The 22122-nt window shown below is 74.3% G+C and carries 22 protein-coding genes and 1 riboswitch; of the genes, 5 read left to right on the plus strand and 17 right to left on the minus strand.

Annotated elements, in window-relative coordinates; genetic code table 11:
• From DQ241_RS10235 to metH, 4 genes are all read right to left on the minus strand, one after another.
• Positions 1-216 (minus strand): DUF4287 domain-containing protein, encoded by a 216-nt coding sequence (locus DQ241_RS10235; protein WP_113830087.1) that lies wholly within the window; start codon positions 214-216, stop codon positions 1-3.
• Positions 217-305: 89 nt separating this feature from the next.
• A complete protein-coding gene (locus DQ241_RS10240; RefSeq protein WP_113830088.1) occupies positions 306-1016 on the minus strand; it encodes an HAD family phosphatase in 711 nt (236 codons plus the stop codon).
• Positions 1013-1879, minus strand: a complete 867-nt coding sequence (locus DQ241_RS20860) for a hypothetical protein (RefSeq protein ID WP_233492356.1) — start codon at positions 1877-1879, stop codon at positions 1013-1015. The genes DQ241_RS10240 and DQ241_RS20860 overlap by 4 nt, the downstream gene beginning before the upstream one ends.
• A gap of 12 nt (positions 1880-1891) precedes the next feature.
• Positions 1892-2049: riboswitch (cyclic di-AMP (ydaO/yuaA leader) on the minus strand.
• A 175-nt stretch (positions 2050-2224) separates the two neighbouring features.
• The gene (gene metH, locus DQ241_RS10255) at positions 2225-6019 is read right to left on the minus strand and encodes a methionine synthase (RefSeq protein WP_113830090.1); all 3795 of its coding nucleotides are present in this window, start codon (positions 6017-6019) and stop codon (positions 2225-2227) included.
• Between the two features lie 113 nt (positions 6020-6132).
• Between metH and DQ241_RS10260 the strand changes: the two genes are divergently transcribed.
• The gene (locus DQ241_RS10260; RefSeq protein ID WP_199584360.1) at positions 6133-7002 is read left to right on the plus strand and encodes a PAC2 family protein; all 870 of its coding nucleotides are present in this window, start codon (positions 6133-6135) and stop codon (positions 7000-7002) included.
• A gap of 72 nt (positions 7003-7074) precedes the next feature.
• Here DQ241_RS10260 and DQ241_RS10265 read toward each other — a convergent pair whose 3' ends face one another.
• Both DQ241_RS10265 and mshC read right to left on the minus strand, forming a co-directional pair.
• Positions 7075-8106, minus strand: coding sequence for an HD domain-containing protein (locus tag DQ241_RS10265; protein WP_113830091.1), 1032 nt, complete (start codon positions 8104-8106; stop codon positions 7075-7077).
• Positions 8106-9356, minus strand: coding sequence for a cysteine--1-D-myo-inosityl 2-amino-2-deoxy-alpha-D-glucopyranoside ligase (gene mshC / locus DQ241_RS10270; RefSeq protein ID WP_113830092.1), 1251 nt, complete (start codon positions 9354-9356; stop codon positions 8106-8108). Before mshC ends, DQ241_RS10265 begins: the two co-directional genes overlap by 1 nt.
• 72 nt (positions 9357-9428) lie before the next feature.
• On the opposite strand from mshC, the gene DQ241_RS10275 reads away from it, so the two are divergent.
• A complete protein-coding gene (locus DQ241_RS10275; protein WP_113830093.1) occupies positions 9429-10145 on the plus strand; it encodes a maleylpyruvate isomerase family mycothiol-dependent enzyme in 717 nt (238 codons plus the stop codon).
• A gap of 14 nt (positions 10146-10159) precedes the next feature.
• On the opposite strand, the gene DQ241_RS10280 is transcribed toward DQ241_RS10275, so the two are convergent.
• On the minus strand, positions 10160-10675 hold the full coding sequence (locus DQ241_RS10280) for a putative immunity protein (protein WP_113830094.1): 516 nt from the start codon (positions 10673-10675) through the stop codon (positions 10160-10162).
• 44 nt (positions 10676-10719) lie between these two features.
• Here DQ241_RS10280 and DQ241_RS10285 point away from each other — a divergent pair, with 44 nt between their 5' ends.
• Complete coding sequence (locus DQ241_RS10285; protein WP_113830095.1) at positions 10720-11337, plus strand: FMN-binding negative transcriptional regulator; 618 nt, start codon at positions 10720-10722, stop codon at positions 11335-11337.
• A gap of 4 nt (positions 11338-11341) precedes the next feature.
• Here the strand turns inward: DQ241_RS10285 and DQ241_RS10290 are convergent, their stop codons facing one another.
• From DQ241_RS10290 to DQ241_RS10310, 5 genes are all read right to left on the minus strand, one after another.
• On the minus strand, positions 11342-11728 hold the full coding sequence (locus DQ241_RS10290; protein WP_113830096.1) for a VOC family protein: 387 nt from the start codon (positions 11726-11728) through the stop codon (positions 11342-11344).
• An 89-nt stretch (positions 11729-11817) separates the two neighbouring features.
• A complete protein-coding gene (locus tag DQ241_RS10295) occupies positions 11818-12567 on the minus strand; it encodes an SCO1664 family protein (RefSeq protein WP_113830097.1) in 750 nt (249 codons plus the stop codon).
• Positions 12568-12581: 14 nt separating this feature from the next.
• Positions 12582-13133, minus strand: a complete 552-nt coding sequence (locus tag DQ241_RS10300; RefSeq protein ID WP_113830098.1) for a DUF3090 family protein — start codon at positions 13131-13133, stop codon at positions 12582-12584.
• Positions 13134-13183: 50 nt separating this feature from the next.
• The gene (locus tag DQ241_RS10305; protein ID WP_113830099.1) at positions 13184-13882 is read right to left on the minus strand and encodes a histidine phosphatase family protein; all 699 of its coding nucleotides are present in this window, start codon (positions 13880-13882) and stop codon (positions 13184-13186) included.
• A gap of 10 nt (positions 13883-13892) precedes the next feature.
• A complete protein-coding gene (locus DQ241_RS10310; protein ID WP_113830100.1) occupies positions 13893-14741 on the minus strand; it encodes an undecaprenyl-diphosphate phosphatase in 849 nt (282 codons plus the stop codon).
• A 140-nt stretch (positions 14742-14881) separates the two neighbouring features.
• On the opposite strand from DQ241_RS10310, the gene DQ241_RS10315 reads away from it, so the two are divergent.
• Positions 14882-15862, plus strand: coding sequence for an aldo/keto reductase (locus DQ241_RS10315; protein ID WP_113830101.1), 981 nt, complete (start codon positions 14882-14884; stop codon positions 15860-15862).
• Positions 15859-17808 (plus strand): AAA family ATPase, encoded by a 1950-nt coding sequence (locus DQ241_RS10320; protein WP_113830102.1) that lies wholly within the window; start codon positions 15859-15861, stop codon positions 17806-17808. The genes DQ241_RS10315 and DQ241_RS10320 overlap by 4 nt, the downstream gene beginning before the upstream one ends.
• Positions 17809-17902: 94 nt before the next feature.
• Here DQ241_RS10320 and DQ241_RS10325 read toward each other — a convergent pair whose 3' ends face one another.
• The 5 genes from DQ241_RS10325 to DQ241_RS21085 form a co-directional block, all read right to left on the minus strand.
• Positions 17903-18832: a glycine betaine ABC transporter substrate-binding protein gene (locus DQ241_RS10325; protein ID WP_113830374.1), complete on the minus strand. Its 930-nt coding sequence runs from the start codon at positions 18830-18832 to the stop codon at positions 17903-17905.
• Positions 18833-18950: 118 nt separating this feature from the next.
• A complete protein-coding gene (locus tag DQ241_RS10330) occupies positions 18951-19916 on the minus strand; it encodes a proline/glycine betaine ABC transporter permease (protein ID WP_233492357.1) in 966 nt (321 codons plus the stop codon).
• Positions 19909-21024 (minus strand): glycine betaine/L-proline ABC transporter ATP-binding protein, encoded by a 1116-nt coding sequence (locus DQ241_RS10335; RefSeq protein ID WP_113830103.1) that lies wholly within the window; start codon positions 21022-21024, stop codon positions 19909-19911. The genes DQ241_RS10330 and DQ241_RS10335 overlap by 8 nt, the downstream gene beginning before the upstream one ends.
• A 283-nt stretch (positions 21025-21307) precedes the next feature.
• Positions 21308-21814, minus strand: a complete 507-nt coding sequence (locus tag DQ241_RS21080; protein ID WP_233492358.1) for a DUF2470 domain-containing protein — start codon at positions 21812-21814, stop codon at positions 21308-21310.
• The gene (locus tag DQ241_RS21085) at positions 21781-22098 is read right to left on the minus strand and encodes a hypothetical protein (RefSeq protein WP_233492359.1); all 318 of its coding nucleotides are present in this window, start codon (positions 22096-22098) and stop codon (positions 21781-21783) included. The genes DQ241_RS21080 and DQ241_RS21085 overlap by 34 nt, the downstream gene beginning before the upstream one ends.
• Positions 22099-22122: the final 24 nt, after the last annotated feature.

Below are 22122 nucleotides of genomic sequence, written 5' to 3' on the forward strand. Positions count from 1 at the left end.
TCAGTTCTGCGCCGGCTCGGCGCGGACGTAGGCGACGAGGGCGTTCGCGTGCCCGTGGCCGAGTCCGTGCTCGTTCTTGAGCCAGTTCACGACGTCCATGTGCTTCTGCAGCGGGCTGGCGCGGACGAGGTCCAGCCACTCCCCCACCGGGCGCCCGTACTTCTTCTCGATCGAGGGGAAGTAGGACGCCGGTCCCTTGACGCTGCCCGCGCTCACGCTGCTCTCCTGCCATCCGGTCACGGCCCCACGTGGGCCGCCGTCAGGAGATCAGACCAGGGCAGCGCCCGGAACCCATCGGTGGGAGGTCAGCTCGCCGGGCTGCCCGCCGGCGCCCGCCCGTTCAGCGCCGCGGCGAGGTCGTCGACCGCGAGGCCCACGAGCGACTCCACCTGGGTCAGCCCCGGCGCCGGCGGGACCTGCTGCATGCCCGCCACCCCGAGCACCGCCGCGCCCGCGGTCAGACCCGAGGTGACGCCGGTCAGCGAGTCCTCCACGACCACGCACTCCCCCGGCCGCACGCCGAGGGCCGCCATCGCCTGCAGGTACGGCGCGGGGTCGGGCTTGCGCGCCGGCACCTCGTCGCCGCAGACGGTGAGGTCGAACGGGCTCTCGCCGTCGAACGCCGCGACGACGTGCGCGATCACGAGATCGGCGACGGCGCGGCCCGTCGTCGTCACCAGGGCGGTCCGCAGGCCGGCCGCGCGGACGGCCGCCAGCAGTTCCCGCGCCCCGGGCTGCCACCGGACCGACCGGGCCATCATGTCCGCCACGGCGGACTCGATGCCGGCGATGTCCTCGGCCTGCTCCTCCGGGGTGCGCACCACGCCGAGGTCGGCGTAGAGGATGCCCATCGACACCGCCATGCTCGACCCGACGGTGCGGGCCCGGGCCTCCGCGGACATCCGGCCGCCCAGCCGCGCGGCCAGGGCGAACATCGCCTCGCCCCAGTACTCCTCGGTCTCGACGAGCGTGCCGTCCATGTCGAAGAGGACGGCGCGCAGCTCCGGTCGGCTCATCCCCGGTAGTTCACGTGCACGTGGTCCATGTGGTTGGCCGTGGCGCTGCCGCGGTCCTCCATGGTCTTCCACGAGCCGCCCGGGGAGGAGAGCATCCGCTGCTTCCAGATGATGTACTCCACGCCCAGCTCGTCCCAGTGCGCCCGGTGGTAGTCGACGATCGCGTCGCCGAGGGCGCCGCTGGTCATGTAGTCCAGGGCGAGGCCGGAGGGGTGTCCACCAGGGTCGGCCGCGCTGGCGCGCGTGCCGCCGATGGTCATCCCGGCGGCACCGGGCACGTGGGTGACGACGGCGTTCGCGGCGGCCTGGGCCACCGCCTTGATCGGGCCGGCGCTGTTGCTGATCCGCGCGACGGCGGTGGCGGCCGCCGGAGCGGCGGCGGCGACCTCGGCCACCTGGGCGGCCTTTGCGGCCTCCGCCTCGGCAGCGGCCCGGGCGGCGGCAGCCGCGGCCGCCTCGGCAGCCGCACGGGCCTCCGCCTCCGCCTTCGCCGCGGCGGCGGACTCCTCCGCCTGCGCCTGCACGGTGGCCGCCTCGACCTGCTCGGCGTCGCGCTCGGCGCGGCTCGCGGTGAGCTCCTGCAGCTGCTCGGGTGCCGCCGAGGCCGCGGCGTCGGCGGACGACGCGGTGATGCCCAGGGCGTCCGCCACCGATGCCGCGTCGCGGGTGCCGGCCTCGGCGGGCTCGCCCGGGAGCAGGTTCACCACGGCGATCGCGCAGACGCCGGCGATGCCCAGCGAGTAGGCGACGCGGGAACTGGGGGCCGGCCGGAACCGGCGGGCGGTGCGGGTGGAACGGGGGGCGGCGACCTCGTCGGTACCGGTGGCGCCGTCGTCGTGCACGTGCGTGTTCAGGCTCGCCACAGGGGCGGAACTCCGTTCTTCCAGTACCGCCTACCGGGTTAGCTGACGGGTTCGGGCGGGAAGACGCCCTACCGGCGCGCAGGCACGCGCGCAGGATTCACCCCAGGGGAACCATGGGTCCCCGGTCCGCGCGCGGCACTCCACCGTGCGCGGTTCGGCGGCGTCCGGCCGAGGTCCTCGTTCTGAGGCGCGGGGCTCGGGCAGACGGAGAACAAACCTACTCACGTCGTCGGCCCACGGCACCTCCACGACCGGACCGGTCCGTCACGCGGTACCCGTCGCCGCAGGTGAGCGGAGCGCGCCGTCCCGGCCCATGGCGCAGCTCACGTGCCCGCCGGCGTGTCGCTACTCGTCCTGCGTGCGGTAGCCGAGGTTCGGCGACAGCCAGCGCTCCGCCTCCGCGAGCGTCCAGCCCTTGCGCCGGGCGTAGTCCTCGACCTGGTCGCGACCGAGCCGCCCCAGGACGAAGTAGCGCGACCGCGGGTGCGAGAAGTACAGCCCGCTGACCGCGGCACCGGGCCACATCGCCATGCTCTCGGTCAGCTCGATGCCGGTGCTGGCCTCGACGTCGAGGAGCTCCCAGATGGTCTGCTTCTCGGTGTGCTCGGGGCAGGCCGGGTAGCCCGGCGCCGGGCGGATGCCGGTGTACTTCTCGGCGATCAGCTCGTCGTTGCCCAGGTCCTCGCCGGCGGCGTAGCCCCAGAACTCGGTGCGCACCCGCTCGTGCAGCCGTTCGGCGAACGCCTCGGCCAGCCGGTCGGCCAGCGCCTCGAGCATGATCGCGCTGTAGTCGTCGTTGTCCTCCTTGAACGCCATGACGCGCTCGGTGGAGCCGATCCCCGCCGTCACCGCGAAGGCGCCGACGTAGTCGGCCAGGCCGGTCTCCTTGGGCGCCACGAAGTCGGCCAGGGACTTCCGTGGCGCGCCGTCGCGCCCCTCGGTCTGCTGGCGCAGCTGGTGCAGCACGGTGCGCACCTGCGCGCGCGACTCGTCGGTGTAGACCTCGATGTCCTCGCCGTCGACGCGGTTGGCCGGGAAGAGGCCGAAGACGCCGTTGGCCCGGAGCCACTTCTCCTCGACGATCCGGTCGAGCATCGCGTTCGCGTCCTCGTACAGCCTGCGCGCGGCCTCGCCCGTGGTCGGGTTGTGCAGGATGTCGGGGAACCGCCCCCGCATCTCCCACGCCAGGAAGAACGGCTGCCAGTCGATGTACTCGCGCAGCTCGCCGAGGTCGTAGTCGGTCAGAGTCTTCACGAACTGCGTGGCCGGGTGGCTCCGGTGGTCGCAGGCCGGGCCGGCGCAGGTGTCCAGCGCCTGCTGCAGCAGCATCCGTGGGCGCGGCGGCCGGTACCCGCTCCAGTCCAGCTCCGGGGCGTTGGCGCGGGCGGCGGCCAGGGGCAGCAGCGTGCGGGTGTCCTGGCGGGCGGCGTGCCGCTCGCGCAGCGCCTCGTAGTCGGCCTCGGTGTCGGCCAGCAGCTTGGGCCGCTGCTCGTCCGACAGCAGCGCCGCGACGACCGGGACCGACCGGGAGGCGTCCTTCACCCAGATGACCGGCCCGTGGTACTTCTGCGCCACCTTGACGGCGGTGTGCGCGCGCGACGTCGTCGCCCCGCCGATCAGCAGCGGGATGTCGAAGCCCTGCCGCTCCATCTCCGACGCCAGGTTCACCATCTCGTCCAGCGACGGCGTGATGAGCCCCGAGAGGCCGATGACGTCGGCGCCCTCGTGCTTGGCGGCGTCCAGGATCTTCTGCGCCGGCACCATGACGCCGAGGTCGACGACGTCGTAGTTGTTGCACTGCAGCACGACGCCGACGATGTTCTTGCCGATGTCGTGGACGTCGCCCTTCACGGTGGCCATGACCACCGTGCCGTTGCTGCGCTCGGCGTCGCCCGGCTTCTTCTCCGCCTCGATGTACGGGATCAGGTGGGCGACGGCCTTCTTCATCACGCGGGCGGACTTCACCACCTGCGGCAGGAACATCTTCCCGGCGCCGAACAGGTCGCCGACGACGTTCATGCCGTCCATCAGCGGGCCCTCGATGACCTCGATCGGCCGGCCGCCGCGGGAGGCGATCTCGGTCCGCAGCTCCTCGGTGTCGGCCTCGACGAACTCGTCGATGCCCTTCACCAGGGCGTGGGTGATCCGCTCCCCCACCGGCAGCGACCGCCACTCCTCGGTGGCCGCCTCCTTGACCGAGCCGTCGCCGGCGTAGTCCCCGGCGATCTCGAGCAGCCGCTCGGTCGCGTCGGGGCGGCGGGCCAGGACCACGTCCTCGATCCGCTCCCGCAGCTCGGCCGGCACCTCCTCGTACACCTCGAGCGCACCGGCGTTGACGATGCCCATGTCCATGCCGGCGCGGATGGCGTGGAAGAGGAAGACGGCGTGGATCGCCTCGCGGACGGGGTTGTTGCCGCGGAAGGAGAACGACACGTTCGAGACGCCGCCGGAGACCAGCGCACCGGGCAAGTTGTCCTTGATCCAGGCGGTGGCCTCGATGAAGTCCAGCCCGTACCGCGCGTGCTCCTCGATGCCGGTGGCGACGGCGAAGACGTTCGGGTCGAAGATGACGTCCTCGGCCGGGAACCCCACCTGGGTCGTGAGGATGTCGTAGGCCCGGCGGCAGATCTGCTGCCGCCGCTCGAGGGTGTCGGCCTGGCCGTCCTCGTCGAAGGCCATGACGACGACGGCGGCCCCGTGCTTGCGGCACAGCCGGGCCTGCTGCACGAACTCCTCCTCGCCGTTCTTGAGCGAGATGGAGTTGACGATCGACTTGCCCTGGATGTTCTTCAGCCCGGCCTCGATGACCTCCCACTTCGAGGAGTCGACCATCACCGGGACGCGGGAGATGTCGGGTTCGGCGGCGATCAGCTTGGTGAAGCGGTCCATCGCCTCGACGCCGTCGATCATCCCCTCGTCCATGTTGACGTCGATGACCTGTGCGCCGGCCTCGACCTGCTGGCGGGCGACGGCGAGCGCGGCCGGGTAGTCACCGGCCTTGATCAGGTTCCGGAAGCGGGCCGACCCGGTGATGTTGGTCCGCTCGCCCACGTTGACGAACAGCGATTCGTCGGTGACGACGAGCGGCTCCAGGCCGGACAGCCGCAGCGCGGCGCGGGAGACGGCCGGCGTGCGGGGCGGAGCCCCCTCGACGGCGCGCGCGATGGCGGCGATGTGCGCCGGCGTGGTGCCGCAGCAGCCGCCGACCAGGTTCACGAACCCCGCCTCGGCGAACTCGCCGACGATCGCGGCGGTCTCCTCCGGCGCCTCGTCGTACTCGCCGAAGGCGTTGGGCAGACCGGCGTTGGGATAGGCGGAGACGAAGGTGTCGGCGATCCGCGACATCTCGGCGACGTAGGGGCGCATCTCCGCCGCACCCAGCGCGCAGTTGAGGCCCACCATCAGCGGGGCCACGTGCCGCACCGAGTGCCAGAAGGCCTCGGTCACCTGGCCCGACAGCGTGCGGCCGGAGGCGTCGGTGATCGTCCCGGAGATCATCACCGGCCAGCGGCGGCCGTGCTGCTCGAACAGCGTCTCCAGCGCGAAGATCGCCGCCCGTGCGTTGAGCGTGTCGAAGATCGTCTCGACCAGCAGCACGTCGGCGCCGCCCTGGACCAGGCCGTCGGCCTGCTCCAGGTAGGCCTCCACCAGCTGGTCCCAGCTGACGTTGCGGGCGCCCGGGTCGTTGACGTCGGGCGAGATGGACGCCGTGCGCGTCGTGGGCCCGAGCGCACCGACGACGTAGCGGGGCTTGTCCGGGGTGCGGGCGGTCATCGCGTCGGCCTCGGCGCGCGCCAGCCGCGCGGAGGCGACGTTGAGCTCGTGCGCCAGGTCCTGCATGCCGTAGTCGGCCAGCGAGATCCGGTTCGCGTTGAAGGTGTTGGTCTCGATGAGGTCCGCGCCGGCCTCGAGGTACTCGCGGTGGATGCCGGTGATGATCCCGGGCTGGGTGACGCTGAGCAGGTCGTTGTTGCCCTGGACGTCGCTCGGCCAGTCGGCGAAGCGCGTTCCCCGGTACCCCGCCTCGTCCGGGCGGTCCCGCTGGATGGCGGTCCCCATGGCGCCGTCGAGCACCAGCACGCGCTGCCGGAGCAGGGCGGTCAGCTCGTCGGTGGCGTCCGGGCGGAGGTCAGCAGACACCGACCAAGACTAGACGCGCGGGACCGGACGGAGGTTCCCGCCACGTGGACCCGCCCGCGCCGATCGGGCGAGGAGCAGGGGCGTTGTCGGCGGACCGACGTAGGCTCGGAGGGGTGATCGACCCGATGTCCGGCACCGACGACCTGCCCGAGCTGACCGACGCCGTGGCGGTGGTCGCCTTCGAGGGCTGGAACGACGCCGGGGACGCCGCGACCGGGGCCGTCGAGCACCTCGAGCTGATCTGGGACGCGAAGCCCCTGGCCGCCCTGGACCCCGAGGACTACTACGACTTCCAGGTGAACCGGCCCACCGTCTCCCTGGTGGGCGGGGTGAACCGGCGGATCGAGTGGCCGACCACCCGGCTGTCGGTGGCCCGGCCCCCGGGCAGCGACCACGACATCGTGCTCATCCGGGGCATCGAGCCCAACATGCGCTGGCGGGGCTTCTGCGAGGAGCTCATCGAGCTGCTCCAGGAGCTCGACGTGCAGACCGTCGTCGCGCTCGGCGCACTGCTCGCCGACACGCCGCACACCCGGCCCACCCCCGTGACCGGCTCGGCCTACGACGACGAGTCGGCGCAGGCGTACGGGCTGGAGACGTCTCGCTACGAGGGGCCCACCGGCATCCTGGGCGTGTTCCAGGACGCCTGCGTGCAGGCCGGCATCCCGGCGATCAGCTTCTGGGCCGCCGTGCCGCACTACGTCTCGCAGCCGCCGTCGCCGCGGGCGACCGTGGCGCTGCTGCAGCGCGTCGAGGAGGTCCTGGAGCTCACCGTGCCGCTCGGTGCGCTGCCGCAGCAGGCCGACGACTGGGTCAAGACCGTCGACGAGATGGCCCGCGAGGACGACGAGGTCGTGGAGTACGTGCGCTCCCTCGAGGAGCGGGCGACCGAGGTCGACCTCTCCCAGGCCAACGGCGACCAGATCGCCCGCGAGTTCGAGCGCTACCTCAGGCGCCGTGGCGGCTCCGCCGGCGGAGCCTGACAGAGGGCCCCCTCCTCCCCACCCCTCGCACGCTCGGGGCGGTGCCCTGGAGGGGGCCGGAGGCGCTCGGCCCTAGCGCAGCAGCGGCCGCATGCGGGCGCTGGCGTCGTCGCCGAACAGCCGGTCGTGCGTGTTGAGCGCGAACCGGTCGGTCATGCCGGACACGTAGTCCACGACCTGGGTGAGCACGTCGGCCTCGGGGTCGCGGTAGCTCTCCGGCATCAGCTCCGGGTGCGCGACGTGGTGGTCGACGAGCCGGCGGATGACGCTGATGGTCAGGTGCTTCTGCCCCGCGGCGGTCTCGGAGTTGTAGACCCGCTCGAACATGAAGGCCCGCAGCTCGTGCATCGCCTCCAGCGGCTCGGGCGACATGACCACGCGCCCGCCGTCGGCCAGCGAGCCCTCGACGACGGCGTCGATCATCGCGCCCACCATCTGGCTGCCGGGCTCGCCGAACACCGCGCGGGCGCGGGCGGGCAGGTCGGTCGGCCGCAGCACCCCCGCCCGGACGGCGTCCAGCGCGTCGTGGGACAGGTAGCCGATCCGGTCGGCGTACCGCACGCACTCGCCCTCGCGGGTGGACGGCGGCGGGTCGATCTTCCAGCTGTGCGCGCGGACCCCGTCGCGGACCTCCCAGGTGAGGTTCAGGTGCTCGAGGACCTCCACGATGCGCACGCCCTGGGCGGCGTGGTGCCAGCCGCCGGGCACGTAGGGGTCGAAGGCGTCCTCGCCGATGTGTCCGAACGGCGAGTGGCCCACGTCGTGCGCCAGCGCGATCGCCTCGGCCAGGGTCTCGTTGAGGCCGAGCGCCCGGGCCAGCGAGCGGGCCACCTGGGTGACCTGCAGCGTGTGGGTCAGCCGGGTGACGAAGTGGTCGCCGTCGGGGTTGAGGAAGACCTGCGTCTTGTGCTTGAGCCGGCGGAAGGCCTTGGCGTGCAGGATCCGGTCGCGGTCGCGCTCGAAGGCGGTGCGCAGCGGGTCCTCGGGCTCGGGGCGCTCGCGGCCGCGGGTGGCCGCCGACCGCGTGGCAGAGGGGGCGAGCAGCTCCTCCTCGCGCTCCCGCGCCGCCCGGTCGGTGAACCGGAAGGCACCGCCGCCGGCCATCAGCAGTCCTGCAGCGCCACGCCGAGCAGGGCGTCGACCGTGTCGCACACGACGGCCGGGGCCTGCTCCTCGCGCTCGCCCTCGCCGGAGAGGGTGGCCGCGGCCCACGCGTCGACCAGCGCGATCGCGCCGGGGCTGTCCAGGTCGTCGGCCAGCCGCTCCCGCACGCCGTGCAGCACCGGGCCGGCCGGTGCGCCGGAGTCCTGGGCGACGGCGCGGCGCCAGGTGCCCAGCCGCTGCTGCGCCTCGCGCAGCAGGTCGGGGGTCCAGGCCCGGTCGGTGCGGTAGTGGCCCGACAGCAGCGCCAGCCGGATCGCCATGGGGTCGACGCCCTCGCCGCGGAGCTTGGAGACGAACACCAGGTTCCCGCGGCTCTTGCTCATCTTCTCGCCGTCGAGGCCGATCATCGCCGCGTGCACGTAGGCCTGGGCGAAGGGCTTGGTGCCGGTGAGCGCCTCGCCGTGGACGGCGGAGTACTCGTGGTGCGGGAACACCAGGTCGCTGCCGCCGCCCTGCACGTCGAAGCCCATGCCGATGGTGTCCAGCGCGATGGCCGCGCACTCGATGTGCCACCCCGGGCGGCCCTTCGCCCCGCGCGGGCCCGGCCACGACGGCTCGCCCTCGCGCTCACCACGCCACAGCATGGGGTCCAGCGGCTGGCGCTTGCCCGGGCGCTCCGGGTCTCCCCCGCGCTCGGCGAAGAAGCCCAGCATGGTGGCCTCGTCGTAGCGGGACTCGCTGCCGAAGCCCGGGGCCCGCGAGATGTCGTGGTAGACGTCACCGGTGCCGTCGTCCAGGACGTAGGCCAGCCCCTCGTCGAGCAGCGTCTCGATGTAGCCGACGATGCGCGGGATCGCCTCGACGGCGCCGACGTAGTCCTCCGGCGGCAGCACGCGCAGCGCGGTCATGTCCTCGCGGAACAGGGCCGTCTCGCGCATGGCCAGGACGATCCAGTCCTCGTTGTCGCGGTCGGCGCGCTCGAGCAGCGGGTCGTCGATGTCGGTGACGTTCTGGACGTAGTGCACCGCGTGCCCGGCGTCCCGCCACACCCGGTTGACCAGGTCGAAGGCCAGGTAGGTGGCCGCGTGGCCGAGGTGCGTGGCGTCGTAGGGGGTGATCCCGCAGACGTACATCCGCGCCGTGCGGTCCGGGTTCGTGGCCACCACCTCGCCGCGGGCGGTGTCGTGGACCTTGAGCACGGGGCCGGTCCCGGGCAGGGTCGGCAGCAGCGGAGCGGGCCAGGAGAGCACGGCACGAGCCTAGTTCGCAGGTCCGACGCCGCTGGGCCGCCGGTCGGCCCGGCCGACCCGGGAGGGGGATGCGTGGAGGTCGACCAGTACCTGCCGGCGCTGCAGCGGGTGAACGCCCGCTTCGCCGACGTCGTGTCGGAGGCGGTGCTCGCCCACGGGTGGCGCGCCGCGGTCCCGGGCTGCCCCGGCTGGACGCTGGCCGACCTGGCCTGGCACCTGGCCGAGGTGCAGCACTTCTGGGCCTGGGTGGTCCGCACCCGCGCCCAGGACCCGTCCACGTACGTCGAGCCCCGACGGCGCACCGACGACGAGCTGATCGGCTACGTGCTCGCCCAGAGCGCCGAGCTGGAGACCGTCCTGGCCGGCGCCGACCCGGCGGAGCGGGTGTGGACGTGGGCGCCGCGGCAGGACGTCGCCTTCGTGCTGCGCCGGCAGGCCCACGAGGCGACCGTCCACACCGTGGACGCCGAGCAGGTCATCGGCGACGTCCGCCCGATCCCGGCCGAGCTCGGCCTCGACGGCCTCGACGAGTGGCTCGAGGTGATGGTGCCCGGCGCGCTGCCCGGCGGAGCGCCCGAGGGCGCGCACCCGGTGGTGTTCCACGCCGTGGACGCCGACGCCGAGCGCACCCTGTTCCCCGGCTCCCGTCCCTTCCCCATCGCCACGCTGACCGGGACGGCCGGCGACCTGCTGCTGGCCGCCTGGCGCCGGGTGCCGCTGGAGGTGGTGACCGTCGACGGCGACGGCCTCCAGGCGGCCGCGATGATCGGCCTGGTGGAGCTGGACTGACGCCTGCGGAGAGCTCAGCAGACGAAGGCCGACCAGCAGAGCTCGTTGCGCCGCCGCTGGTCGTCGAGGACCAGCTCGCGGACGGCGTCCGGCAGCTGGTCGCGCTGCCACCGGCACTCGCGCCGCCCGGCCGCCTCCGCCTCCCCCGGTGGGGCCGCCGCACGGGCGGCCTTGATGGCGTACGCGGCCGCTCCGAGGTCGTGCTCGGCCACGTGCGCCACGACCGCCGCCTGCCCCGCGGCGTAGGCGGCGTGCCGGGCGGCGCCGGTCAGGTCCCTGGCCGCGCCCATCGCGTGACCGCCCGCGGCGCGCGCCCGCATCATCGGCAGGTCCCCGCCGGCCCAAGCACGTGCGGCCTCGATCGCCCGCCGCGGCCTCGGGTCGTCGGGCCGGACCGCCTCGAAGAACGGTAGGACGTGCTCGGCGCACGCCGCGGCCCACAGCGCGAGCAGGTGGTGGTCCTCGTCCGTGAGCGATCCACCACGGCGGACGGTCACCAGGCGGGGGTCGCGGACCTTCGGGAGGATCACCGCCCGGGACGGTACCGGGCAGCGCGGGCGCTAGCGTCTGGCGGATGTACGTCCCGCAGCACTTCGCGATGGGCCATGCCGACCTGCGCGCGCTGCTCGCCCGCCCGGCCGGGGACCTGGTGACCGCGACGGCGGACGGGCTCAAGGCCACGTTCCTCCCGTTCGTCCACGACGCGGGCGCCGGTCCGCACGGCGCGCTGCTGGGCCACCTGGCCAGGAACAACGACCAGTGGCGGGTGCCGCCCGTCGGCGAGGCGATGGTGGTCCTGCGCGGGCCGGACGGCTACGTGTCGCCCGGCTGGTACGCGTCGAAGGCCGAGCACGGCCGCGTCGTCCCGACGTGGAACTACGTCACGGTGCACGTGCACGGCGAGCTCGTCGTCCACGACGACGTCGCCTGGCTGCGCGACCTGGTCGGGAGGCTCACCGACCTGCACGAGGCCGGCCGGCAGGGCCCGTGGTCCGTCGCGGACGCCCCGGACGCGTTCGTGGCCGGACAGCTGCGCGCCATCGTCGGCGTGGAGCTGCGGATCAGCCGGATCGAGGCCAAGGCCAAGCTGAGCCAGAACCGCCCGCCCGCCGACGTCGACGGCGTCGTCCGCGGTGCCCGCGCGGCCGGCGACACCGCGCTCGCCGACGCGGTGGAGGCCGCCCGCCGCTGACCGCTCAGGGCCAGCTGACGGCGTGGCGGTCGAACTCCTCGCCGGTCTGCACGCCGACGACGCAGAACACCAGGCCGGCCGGGTCGAGCAGCTGCCAGAACGAGCCCATGTCGCGGTGCCGGGTGGCGCCCAGCGCCTCCAGCCGCGCCACCTCGGCGGGGATGTCGTCGGTCTCGATGTCGACGTGCCACCGCGGCGGCGTCCCCTCGCCGGTGCGCTGGACCTCGACGTGCCAGCCGTCGGCGAAGGAGCCCAGCGACGCCCACTTCTCGTCGGTGGGGTCGGCGTCGGCGGTCCGGCCGGTCGCGCCGGCCCAGAACGCGGTGCCGGCGGCGTGGTGCTCCGGCGGCAGGTCGAGCAGCAGGATGGACAGGCGGCTGCGGTGCGGCATGCCCGCAGGCTAGGAGCCACCCCCGACGAGATCTGCGCACTCGGGGCTCTCCCGCGGCGGGAAGCCCCGAGTGTGCAGATCTCGCGGGGTCAGAAGGGGGGCCAGGGCAGGGCGGGCCACTCGCCGCTGGGCTCGGGGTGCAGCTTCGTGCGCAGCAGCTCGGCCACCCGCTGCTGCGTGCACCGCACCTCGCGGCGGGTCAGGTGCTCGTGCAGCTCCTCGCCCAGGTCCCCGCGGAGGTCGTCGGCGAGCTGCTCCAGCACCTCGAGGGCGGCCAGCGGGACCGGCCGGCCGGCCCAGCGCCACAGCAGGGTGCGCAGCTTCGGGTCCACGGAGAAGCAGATGCCGTGGTCGACCCCGTACGCGTGCCCGTCGGGCATCGGGATGATGTGCCCGCCCTTGCGGTCGGCGTTGTTCACCACCGCGTCGAACACGGCCATCCTACGCAGCGCGGGGTCGTCGCGGCGGACGTACTCGGCCAGGTCCACCTCGGGGTCGCCGTCCACCCAGAGCTGCACCATGCCCGGCCCGAACAGCCCCTCGCGCAGCACCGTCGGCGGGACGACGCGCCACCCGGTGGCCTGCGAGACCAGGAACGCGGAGATCTCCCGCCCGGCGAGCGTGCCGTCCGGGAAGTCCCAGAGCGGCCGCTCCCCCGCGACCGGCTTGTAGACGCACTCGGCGGCCAGGTCACCGGAGCGGACGGTGCCGACGAGCGTCACGTTGGACGCGTCGAGCATCCGCCCCTCGAGGTCGATCTCGCCGTCGCGCAGCAGCGCCAGCGCCTCGGCGTCGTCCCCCGGGGCGCGCAGCGCCGGGTCGAGCGGCTGCTCGCCCATGGCGGGGCCGCCGCTCAGCGGCGGTAGCCGTTCTGCCGCGGGCAGACGTGCCCGGTCGGGTCCAGCGGGAGCGAGCACAGCGGGCAGGACGGACGGCCGGCGGCGATCACCCGGCGGGCACGGGCGATGAACGCGCGAGCGGCCATCGGGGTGATGGTCACCCGCAGCGCGTCGGGGCCCTCGTCGCTGTCGGAGAGGATCGCGTCCTCCTCGATCGGCTCCTCGCCGGCGGCCACGGCCTCGACGACGACGGCCTGCTCGGCGCCGTCCCAGGCCAGGCCCATGGCGGCGACGCGGAACTCCTCGTCGATGGGCGCGGTGAGCGGGTCGAGGTCGTCGACGTCGGCGTCGGGCGGGATGACGGCGTTCGCCCGGCCCGCGACCTCGTCGAGGAGCTCGGCCATCCGGTCGGCCAGCACCTGCACCTGGTTCTTCTCCAGCGCGACGCTGACCGTGCGGCCGGTGTCGTCGGAGGCCTGCAGGTAGAAGGTGCGGTCCCCGGGCTGGCCCACGGTTCCGGTGACGAACCGGGTCGGACGGTCGAAGAGATGGACCTGACGGGGCACGCGCCCAGGTTACGCGGCGACGGCGACCGGAGCCGGGGACGACGGCGAGGTCAGACCGCCGTGCCGGCCCCGCCGCCCACCACGGCGTCGGAGGACGCCTTCTTCCGCCGTCCGCGCTTCGGCGGCGGGATCAGGGCGGAGACGTCGCCGCCGGTGTCGTTCACGCGGACGACGAACGGGCGGGTGTCGGTGTAGGTCACCACCGAGATCGAGGCGGGATCGACGACGATCCGCTGGAACTGGTCCAGGTGCAGCCCCAGCGCGTCGGCCAGGACCGCCTTGATGACGTCGCCGTGGCTGCACGCCAGCCAGACGGCGTCCGGGCCGAGCCGGGCGTTCCACTCGCGGACGGCGGCGACCGCGCGGGCCTGGGTGTGCGCCAGCCCCTCGCCCTCCGGACCGGGGAACACCGCCGCGGAGGGGTGCTGCTGCACGACCTTCCACAGCGGCTCCTTGGCCAGCTCCTTGATCGTGCGGCCGGTCCAGTCGCCGTAGCGGGCCTCGCCCAGCCGGTCGTCGGTGGCCAGCTCCACCGACCGGCCGTCGAGGACCGCGGTCGCCGTCTGCACGCAGCGCTCCAGCGGGCTGCTCACCACCGCGGCGAGCGGCACCGTCGCCAGCCGCTCCCCCACCGCGCGCACCTGCGCCGCACCGGCCTCGTCCAGCTGCACGCCGGGCGTCCAGCCGGCCAGGACCCCGCCCGCGTTCGCCGTCGTCCGCCCGTGCCGGAGCAGGATCACCGTGGTCACGGGCGGGAGCCTACGAGGACGTCGTCGCCGAGTTCGGGTCGAGGACGCCGGCGAGCACGAGCGCGAGGATCAGCAGGCCCAGCAGGATCCGGTAGACGACGAACGGGGTGAACGACCCGCGGTCGAGGTAGCGCAGCAGCCAGGCGATCACGGTCAGCCCGACGCCGAAGGCGAGCACGGTGGCCAGCAGGGTCGGCCCCCAGCTGATGCCGGGGCCCTCGGTGTCGCCGGTCAGCGCCTCGTAGACCTGGAAGAACCCGGACGCGAGGACGGCGGGCACGGCCAGCAGGAACGAGTAGCGGGCCGCCGCCGCGCGGGAGTAGCCCAGGAACAGCCCGGCGGTGATCGTGCCGCCGGACCGGGAGACCCCCGGGATCAGCGCCATGGCCTGGGCGAAGCCGAACCCGATGCCGTGCGGCACGGTGAGGTCCTTCAGCTCCCGCTGCTTGGCACCGATCCGGTCGGCCCAGAAGAGGATCAGCGAGAACAGGATCAGCGCCGTCGCCACGATGCGCAGGTCGCGGAACGTCGTCTCGATGTCGTCCTGGAACAGCAGGCCGAGCACGCCGATCGGGAGGCTGCCGACGATGATCAGCCAGCCCATCCGGGCGTCGGGGTCGCCCTTCCGGCGGCCGCCGAGCGAGCCGACCCAGGCGGTGATGATCCGCCAGATGTCGTGCCGGAAGTAGAGCAGGACGGCCGCCTCGGTGCCGATCTGCGTGATGGCGGTGAAGGCCGCACCGGGGTCGTCCCAGCCGAACGCCTCGCCGACGACCCGCAGGTGGGCGCTGGAGGAGATCGGCAGGAACTCGGTCAGCCCCTGGACGATCCCGAGGACGACGGCTTCGAGCCAGCCCATCAGCGGGCCTCGGCGGGGGCGGTGGTCAGCGGGGGCACGAGGGGTCACCTTAGGCGTGACGCGCCCGACACCCCCGGCAGCGCTCCGGACGGCGGGTGCTCCCCGGTCGGTGTCCTCGCGCGCCGGTAGGTTGGCCGGTCGTGGAGCAACGCGCGCTGGGACGCAGTGGTCTGGTCGTGTCCCGGCTGGCACTGGGCACCATGACCTGGGGCCGCGACACCGACGAGGACGAGGCCGCCATGCAGCTCACGGCCTTCGTCGACGCCGGCGGCACGCTGGTCGACACCGCCGACGTGTACTGCGACGGCGAGAGCGAGCGCGTCCTCGGCCACCTGCTGGCCGACGTCGTCCCCCGGTCCGACGTGCTCGTGGCGACCAAGGCCGCCGGCCGCACCGGCTCCGGACCGATGGGACGCGGGTCCTCCCGCGGCCACCTCATCTCCGCCCTCGACGCGTCGCTGGAGCGGCTCGATCTGGACCACGTCGACCTCTGGCAGCTGCACACCTGGGACGACGCCACCCCGCTCGAGGAGACGCTGGCCGCCTGTGACCTCGCCGTCTCCTCCGGGCGCGCCCGCTACATCGGCATCAGCAACTTCACCGGCTGGCAGACCGCCCAGGCGGCCACCTGGCAGCGGGCCTGGCCCGGCCGCACCCCGGTCGTGAGCACCCAGGTCGAGTACTCGCTGCTGCAGCGCGGCGTCGAGCGCGAGGTCGTGCCCGCCGCCGAGGCGCTGGGGCTGGGCGTGCTGGCCTGGTCCCCGCTGGGCCGCGGCATCCTCACCGGCAAGTACCGGCACAGCACGCCGTCGGAGTCGCGCGGGGCCACCCCGCAGTGGCAGGGCTTCATCGACGGCCTGCGCTCGGCCACCTCCGACCGGATCGTCGAGGCCGTCATCACCGCGGCCGAGGGTCTGGGCACCAGCCCGCTGGCCGTGGCGCTGGCGTGGGTGCGCGACCGGCCCGGCGTCGTGGCGCCCGTCGTCGGTGCCCGCACCGCCCAGCAGCTGCAGGCCTCGCTGGACGCCGATGCCGTCCGGCTGCCGGCCGCGATCCGCACCGCCCTCGAGGACGTCTCGGCCCCGCACTTCAGCTACCCCGAGCGCCGGGCGGACCGGTGACGGCAGCGGCTCCCGTGCCCGGCGGGGATCCGGTCTTCGCCGCCTTCTGCGCGGCGGGGCTGTGGCCCGGGCTCGGCCGCCGGACCGCCGCGGAGCTGCCCGCCGCCGGCATCACCCAGCCCGACGACGTCACCGCCGACCGGCTGACCAAGCTGCTCCGCGTGGGCCGGCAGCGGGCCGAGCGGCTGTTCTCCAGCTTCCTGTCCGCGCAGCCCACCTACGAGGTGGTGGAGCTGCTGGTGGGTGCGGGGCTGGAGGCCAAGCTGGCGTCCGGGGTGGCCGACGCGCTCGGCCCCGACGCCGCGCGCCGGTTGCGCGACGACCCGTGGGCGCTGCTCGGGCTGTCCGGGGTGTCGCTGGTCGACGCCGACCGGCTGGCCATCGCCGTGCTCAAGGGCGCCGACCGGCAGGACGCCCGCCGCGGCCGGGCCATCGTCGGGCTGACCCTGCGCACCGCCACCCGCGACGGGCACACGGTGCTGCCGGCCGATCTGGTCGTGTCGGCGCTGCAGGCCGAGCGGTTCGACGACCCGGCCGCCGCGATCGTGGCCGCCGTCGAGTCCGGCGAGGTGCTGGAGCACGAGCCGCCCGAGCCGGACTGGGACGGCGAGGGTGAGCCGCCCGAGCCCGATCCCGCGCTGCGGACGCTCTCCCTGGCCCGCTACGGCATGGCCGAGGAGGCGGTCGCCGAGAACGTGCAGCGGCTGATGGTCACCGCCGAGCCGATCGCCGACCCGGTGTCGGTGCGGTCGGTGTCCAAGGGCCTGGACACGGCGCAGGCGCAGGCGGTCGCCCAGAGCCTGACCGCGGGCGTCTCGCTGCTGACCGGCGGACCCGGCACCGGCAAGAGCCGCACCGTGGCCGCCGTCGTCCAGCTGCTGCGCAAGAAGGGCACCGAGGTGGCGCTGGCCGCCCCCACCGGCCGGGCGGCCAAGCGGCTGGAGGAGCTCACCGACCACCCGGCGACGACCGTGCACCGGCTGCTCGGCGCGCAGGGCATGACCGGCGGCTTCTCCCGCAACGAGGAGTGGCCGCTCGACGCCGACGTCGTCGTGGTGGACGAGGCCTCGATGCTGGACGTCGAGCTGACCGCGGCCCTGCTGGAGGCCTGCCAGGACGGCACGCACCTGCTGCTCGTGGGCGACCCGGCGCAGCTGCCCTCGATCGGCCCCGGCCACGTGCTCGGCGACCTGATCGACTCCGGCGCCGTCCCGGTCACCGAGCTGACCACGCTGTACCGGCAGGCCGAGGGCGGGGCGATCGCCCGGCTGGCCACCGCCGTGCGCGGCGGCGACCTGCCGCCGGTGGACTCCCCCGACCGCGAGGTCGTGGTCGTGCCGGCCACCGGGTCGGCGGAGGCCGCCCGCCGGGTGGTGCAGCTGATCACCGACTCCATCCCCCGCGCCCTGGGCATCCCGGCCGGCTCGGTGCAGGTCGTCACGCCGGTGCACCGCGGCCCGGCCGGCACGATCGAGCTCAACAAGGCCATCAAGGCGGTGCTCAACCCCGGCGAGGGCACGGTGTTCGGCTTCGACGTCGGCGACCGCGTCGTCGCCACCGCCAACCACCTCGACCTGGAGCCGATCGGCTTCGCCAACGGCGAGGTGGGCACGGTGACCAAGGCCGGCGACGGCTCGCTGGGCATCGACTTCAGCTCCGGCCCGGTCACCGTCACCGGGACGGCGCTGTCGGACCTGCGGCACGGCTGGGCGATCACGGTGCACCGCGCGCAGGGTTCCGAGTGGCCAGGCGTCGTCGTCTGCCTGCCCCCGGAGGCCGGCGGCATGCTGTCGCGCCCGCTGGTCTACACCGCGCTCACCCGGGCGCAGAAGCACCTGTCGATCGTGCACGCCAGCGGCGCGGCGCTGGCCCGCGCGGTGCGGGAGGTCGACGTCCGGCCGCGGCGCACCCGGCTGGCCCGGCTGCTCGCCGAGACGGCGGGCTGACGCCTCCCGTCGTGATCAGGTCACCTGATCACCAGGGGTCCTGGCTCACCGTCGACGGTGAGCCAGGACCCCGTGCGGTGAGCCAGGACGACGGTCAGCCCTTCAGCGACTCCTCGACGTCCGGGTTCTCCTCGAACCAGGCCTCGACGGCCTCGTCGTAGCTGCCCTCGCCGTACTCGTTGACGACCAGGTTCTCCAGGGTCCCGTACTGCTCGTCGGTGAGGGTGAAGTCCTCCATCAGCCCCGCGACGTCGGCGCAGTCCTCGGTGAACCCGCCGCGGGCGAGGTTGTGCAGGCCCTCGGCCTCGCCGAGCGCGCCCTCGGGGTCCTCGAGGTCCTTGACCGGGAACTGGCTGTAGGCCCAGAACGGTCGCCACAGCGTGACGACGACGTCCTCCTGCGCGTCCACGGCCGACTGCAGCTCGGCGAGCATCGCCGTGGTCGAGGACTCGACCAGCTCGTAGGAGCCGTCGAGGCCGTAGGCCGGCATGACGCTCTCCTTCGTGGTCCGGGTCAGGCCCGCGCCCGGCTCGATGCCCACGATCCGGCCGTCGAACATCTCCGCGTTGCCGGCCAGGTCGGCGATCGACTCGATGTCGGTATACTCCGGCACCGCGAACGTCAGGACCGCGCCGTCGTACCAGGCCCCGAGGTCCTCGATGTCGTCGCCGAACTCCTCCATGTAGTCGGCGTGGGTGACCTCCGACCACGCCGACGGGTAGACGTCGACGTCGCCCTCGGACAGCCCGGCGTACAGCGGGGCGGCGTCGGAGATCTCCTCGAACTCCACCTCGTACCCGCGGTGCTCGAGCACGTTCTTCCAGAGGTGGGCCATGCTCAACCCGTCGGTCCAGGACGGGATGAAGCCCAGGGTGACCGAGTCGCAGGCGCTGCTGCCGCCCCCGGTGCCGCCGGACGCGGCGGTGTCCTCGGTGTCGTCCCCTCCGCAGGCGGTGACGGTCAGGGCGACGGCGGCGAGCCCGGCCGCCAGGCGGGTGGTCGTGCGCAGACGGTGCGCGCTCATGGGAGTGCTCCTCTCGGTGGTGCCGACCGCGTCGTCGCGGGCGGCCTCGTGCACGCCGAGACGGCGGTCGTCCCCGTGGACCGACCGCCGCGCTCGGCGCAGGCGTGGGGTGGTGCGGCTAGCGGGCCGGCACCGGGGCGGCCGCGACTGCGGGCTCCCGCCCGACCGGCGCCGGCGGGCGCGTGCGGCGCCGGACCAGGGCACCACGCAGGCCACCGCTCTCGCGGTCGCCCAGGGCTGCGGTGAGCCGGTCGAGGTAGATCGCCAGGATGACGACGGCGAGACCGGCCTCGAAGCCGAGCCCGACGTCGAGCCGGGAGATGCTGGTGACGACGACGCCGCCGAGCCCGCCGGCGCCGATGAGGCCGGCGATGACCGTCATGGACAGCCCGAGCATGATCACCTGGTTGATGCCGGCCATGATCGTCGGGCGGGCCAGCGGGAGCTCGATGCCGCGGAGGATCTGCCCGGGCGAGCTGCCGAAGGCGTGGCCGGCCTCGACGGTCTCCCGGTCGACCTGGCGGATCCCGAGCTCGGTGAGCCGGACGCCCGGCGGCATGGCGAAGACGATCGTCGTGACGATGCCGGGCACCAGGCCGATGCCGAAGAAGATGACCGCCGGCACGAGGTAGACGAACGCCGGCATCGTCTGCATGAAGTCCAGGACCGGCCGGACCAGCGCGCTGACCCGGTCGCTCTTGGCCGCGGCGATGCCCAGCGGAACGGCGATCACCACCGCGACCACCGTGGCCACCAGCAGCAGCGCCAGCGTCTCCATGGCCTCGGGCCACAGCTCCATGCTCTGGACCAGCAGGAGGCCGGCCAGCGAACCGACCGCGAACGCGACCGACCGCGCGAGCAGGCCGAGGGCGGCCAGCAGCACCGCGAAGAGCACCGGCGGCAGCACCAGCAGTCCGTCGGTCAGCCCCTCGACCGCGCCCTCGGTCGCCGCGCTGACCGCGTCGAGGACGGGGTCGAGGTGGTCCTTGAGCCAGTCGAAGGCGGCGTCCACCCACTCGCCGACCGGGACGCGGGGCAGCGCCCCATCCTCGGCGGCGAGCGCGGTGCCCGGGAGCTCAGCCACGCCGACCACCGGCCAGCGCCACGCGTGAGCCGTTCACCGCGGGGCCGGGTGCGTCTCCCGGCAGCACCGCGGGCGGGCGGCCGTCGGGGCCGGGGGCGGGGGTGCCGGCGAGCGCGGCGAGCACGGCTTCGGGCCGGACGAGGCCGCACGGCCGGCCGGCGTCGTCGACGACCACGACCGGCTCGCTGCTGCCCAAGGCGTCGAGCAGCGTCGCCACCGGCGCCGTCGGCGGCACCCGCACGGCTCCCGCGGTCCCCGTGGTGCCCACCTCTGTCATCACGTCCGCGGCCGTGAGCACGCGGGAGCGGTCGACGTCGGCGAGGAAGCGCTCGACGTACTCGTCGCCCGGGTCGGCCAGGATCTCCTCGGGCGTGCCCAGGCGCACCACCCTGCCGTCGCGCATGATGGCGATCCGGTCGCCCAGCCGCATGGCCTCGTTGAGGTCGTGGGTGATGAAGACGATCGTGCGCCCCAGACGGCGCTGCAGGTCGATCAGCTGGTCCTGCATCTCGCGGCGGATCAGCGGGTCCAGCGCGCTGAACGCCTCGTCCATGAGCAGCACGTCGGCCTCGGAGGCCAGCGCGCGGGCCAGCCCGACCCGCTGCTGCATCCCCCCGGAGAGCTGGTGGGGCCGGCGGTGGGCGTCCCCCTCCAGGCCCACCATCGCGAGCGCCTCCCGGGCCGCCGCGTGCCGGGTGCGGCGCTCGACGCCCCGCACCTCGAGCGCGTACGCCGCGTTGTCGAGCACGCTGCGGTGCGGGAGCAGGGCGAAGTGCTGGAAGACCATGCTGATCCGGCGGCGGCGCACGTCCCGCAGCCGTCGCGCGTCCAGCCCGGTGATCTCCTCGTCGCCGACGTGCACGCTGCCGGCCGTCGGCTCGAGCAGGCCGTTGAGCATGCGCAGCAGGGTCGACTTGCCCGAGCCGGACAGCCCCATCACGACGAAGATCTCGCCGGGCTCGACGTCGAAGCCGACGTCGATCACCGCGGGGGTGGCGCCGGAGGACCGGAGCTCCGCGAGGTCGGCCCCGTTCCGGAGCCGGTCCACGACCTCTCGGGGGCGTCGACCGAACACCTTCCACAGGCCTTCGACACGGAGTGCGGGCACGTTCCCTCTTTCGCCGTCGGGTGCCGTCGACCTCGGCACCGCACCCGCTGCCCTGCCCGGAGGCGGGGTGCGGGGGCACGGGCGGGCCGCGACGTCCATCTGCTGCGCGGGGGCGGCACCCGACCGCGGGACGCGTGGTCCGCGCCGGTCGGGCCGTCCTGGCAACGGCGAGCGAAGTTACCGGCGGACCGGGACGGATCCGGCCGGATCGACCCGATCGACAACGTTCCGCAAAGAGATCGTCATGCGGCTCGCCGGGGCCGCGCGGGGCGCCGGCAGGGGCTCACACCGTGGTCAGGCGGGCACGGGCGGCCGCCAGCAGCTGCTGGGTGGCCGGTCCCAGCTGGCCCGGGCAGCTGAGCGGCGCGGCGAAGGGCGCCCGGACGTCGGTGTGGCCGCGCGGTCGCTCGATCCGCAGCCGGTAGCCGAACCGGTCGACGCCGAGCGGGCGCACCCGGTCCCCCGGGGCGACCGCACCGGCCGGCAGCAGGCCGCGCAGCAGGTCGAGGACGTCGGGGTGGTCGGCGTCCAGGTGGCGCAGGGTGTCGGCCTCGATCGACGCGAGCGGATCGGGCCGGGCGGTCAGGAAGTCCTGCGGGCCGACGTCGGTGCCCGGCCCGCCCTCGCCCAGCACCACCTCGGCGAGGTCCAGCCGCAGGAGCACCGCGCCGCGGCCGACGTCGAGCAGCGCGGCGTCGGGGCGCGCCTCGGCGAAGGCGAGGACCTCCCGGCGCTCGTCCTCCGCCCGGACCGGCGTCACCCAGCCCGACAGCCACAGCTGCGCCCGCACCGGTCGGCGCAGCGGGACGGCGCGTGGTCGCTGACCATGAGCAGCGCCGACAGGTCCTGGCCGGGGGCCTGGCGCACGGCGGTGGCGAGGTCGCCGTCCGCGGGGACGACGAGCAGCAGCCGGCCGGAGGTCGTGACTGCGTGCGCCAGCACGCGGGAACCCTCGACGCCGGGCGCGCAGACCGTGGCCCCGTGCTGGAGGGCGACGGTCCGCGCGCGCTCGGCGGGCGTCGGGCGGCAGGCGGCCGCGGCGGGTGCCGCGGAGCTGCTCGGGCAGGTCGTCATGACGGCCTCCTCGGTGCAGTTAGG

Source organism: Blastococcus sp. TF02A-30 (assembly GCF_003319185.1).
GTDB lineage: Bacteria > Actinomycetota > Actinomycetes > Mycobacteriales > Geodermatophilaceae > Blastococcus.

Excerpts from the sequence above, each read along its gene's own strand:
- DQ241_RS10295 (WP_113830097.1), bottom strand. The coding sequence starts at position 12,567 with ATGGGCGAGCAGCCGCTCGACCCGGCGCTGCGCGCCCCGGGGGACGAC.
- DQ241_RS10240 (WP_113830088.1), bottom strand. The coding sequence starts at position 1,016 with ATGAGCCGACCGGAGCTGCGCGCCGTCCTCTTCGACATGGACGGCACG.
- DQ241_RS10285 (WP_113830095.1), top strand. The coding sequence starts at position 10,720 with ATGTACGTCCCGCAGCACTTCGCGATGGGCCATGCCGACCTGCGCGCG.
- DQ241_RS10265 (WP_113830091.1), bottom strand. The coding sequence starts at position 8,106 with ATGGCCGGCGGCGGTGCCTTCCGGTTCACCGACCGGGCGGCGCGGGAG.
- DQ241_RS10325 (WP_113830374.1), bottom strand. The coding sequence starts at position 18,832 with ATGAGCGCGCACCGTCTGCGCACGACCACCCGCCTGGCGGCCGGGCTC.
- DQ241_RS10290 (WP_113830096.1), bottom strand. The coding sequence starts at position 11,728 with ATGCCGCACCGCAGCCGCCTGTCCATCCTGCTGCTCGACCTGCCGCCG.
- DQ241_RS10310 (WP_113830100.1), bottom strand. The coding sequence starts at position 14,741 with ATGGGCTGGCTCGAAGCCGTCGTCCTCGGGATCGTCCAGGGGCTGACC.
- DQ241_RS21085 (WP_233492359.1), bottom strand. The coding sequence starts at position 22,098 with ATGACGACCTGCCCGAGCAGCTCCGCGGCACCCGCCGCGGCCGCCTGC.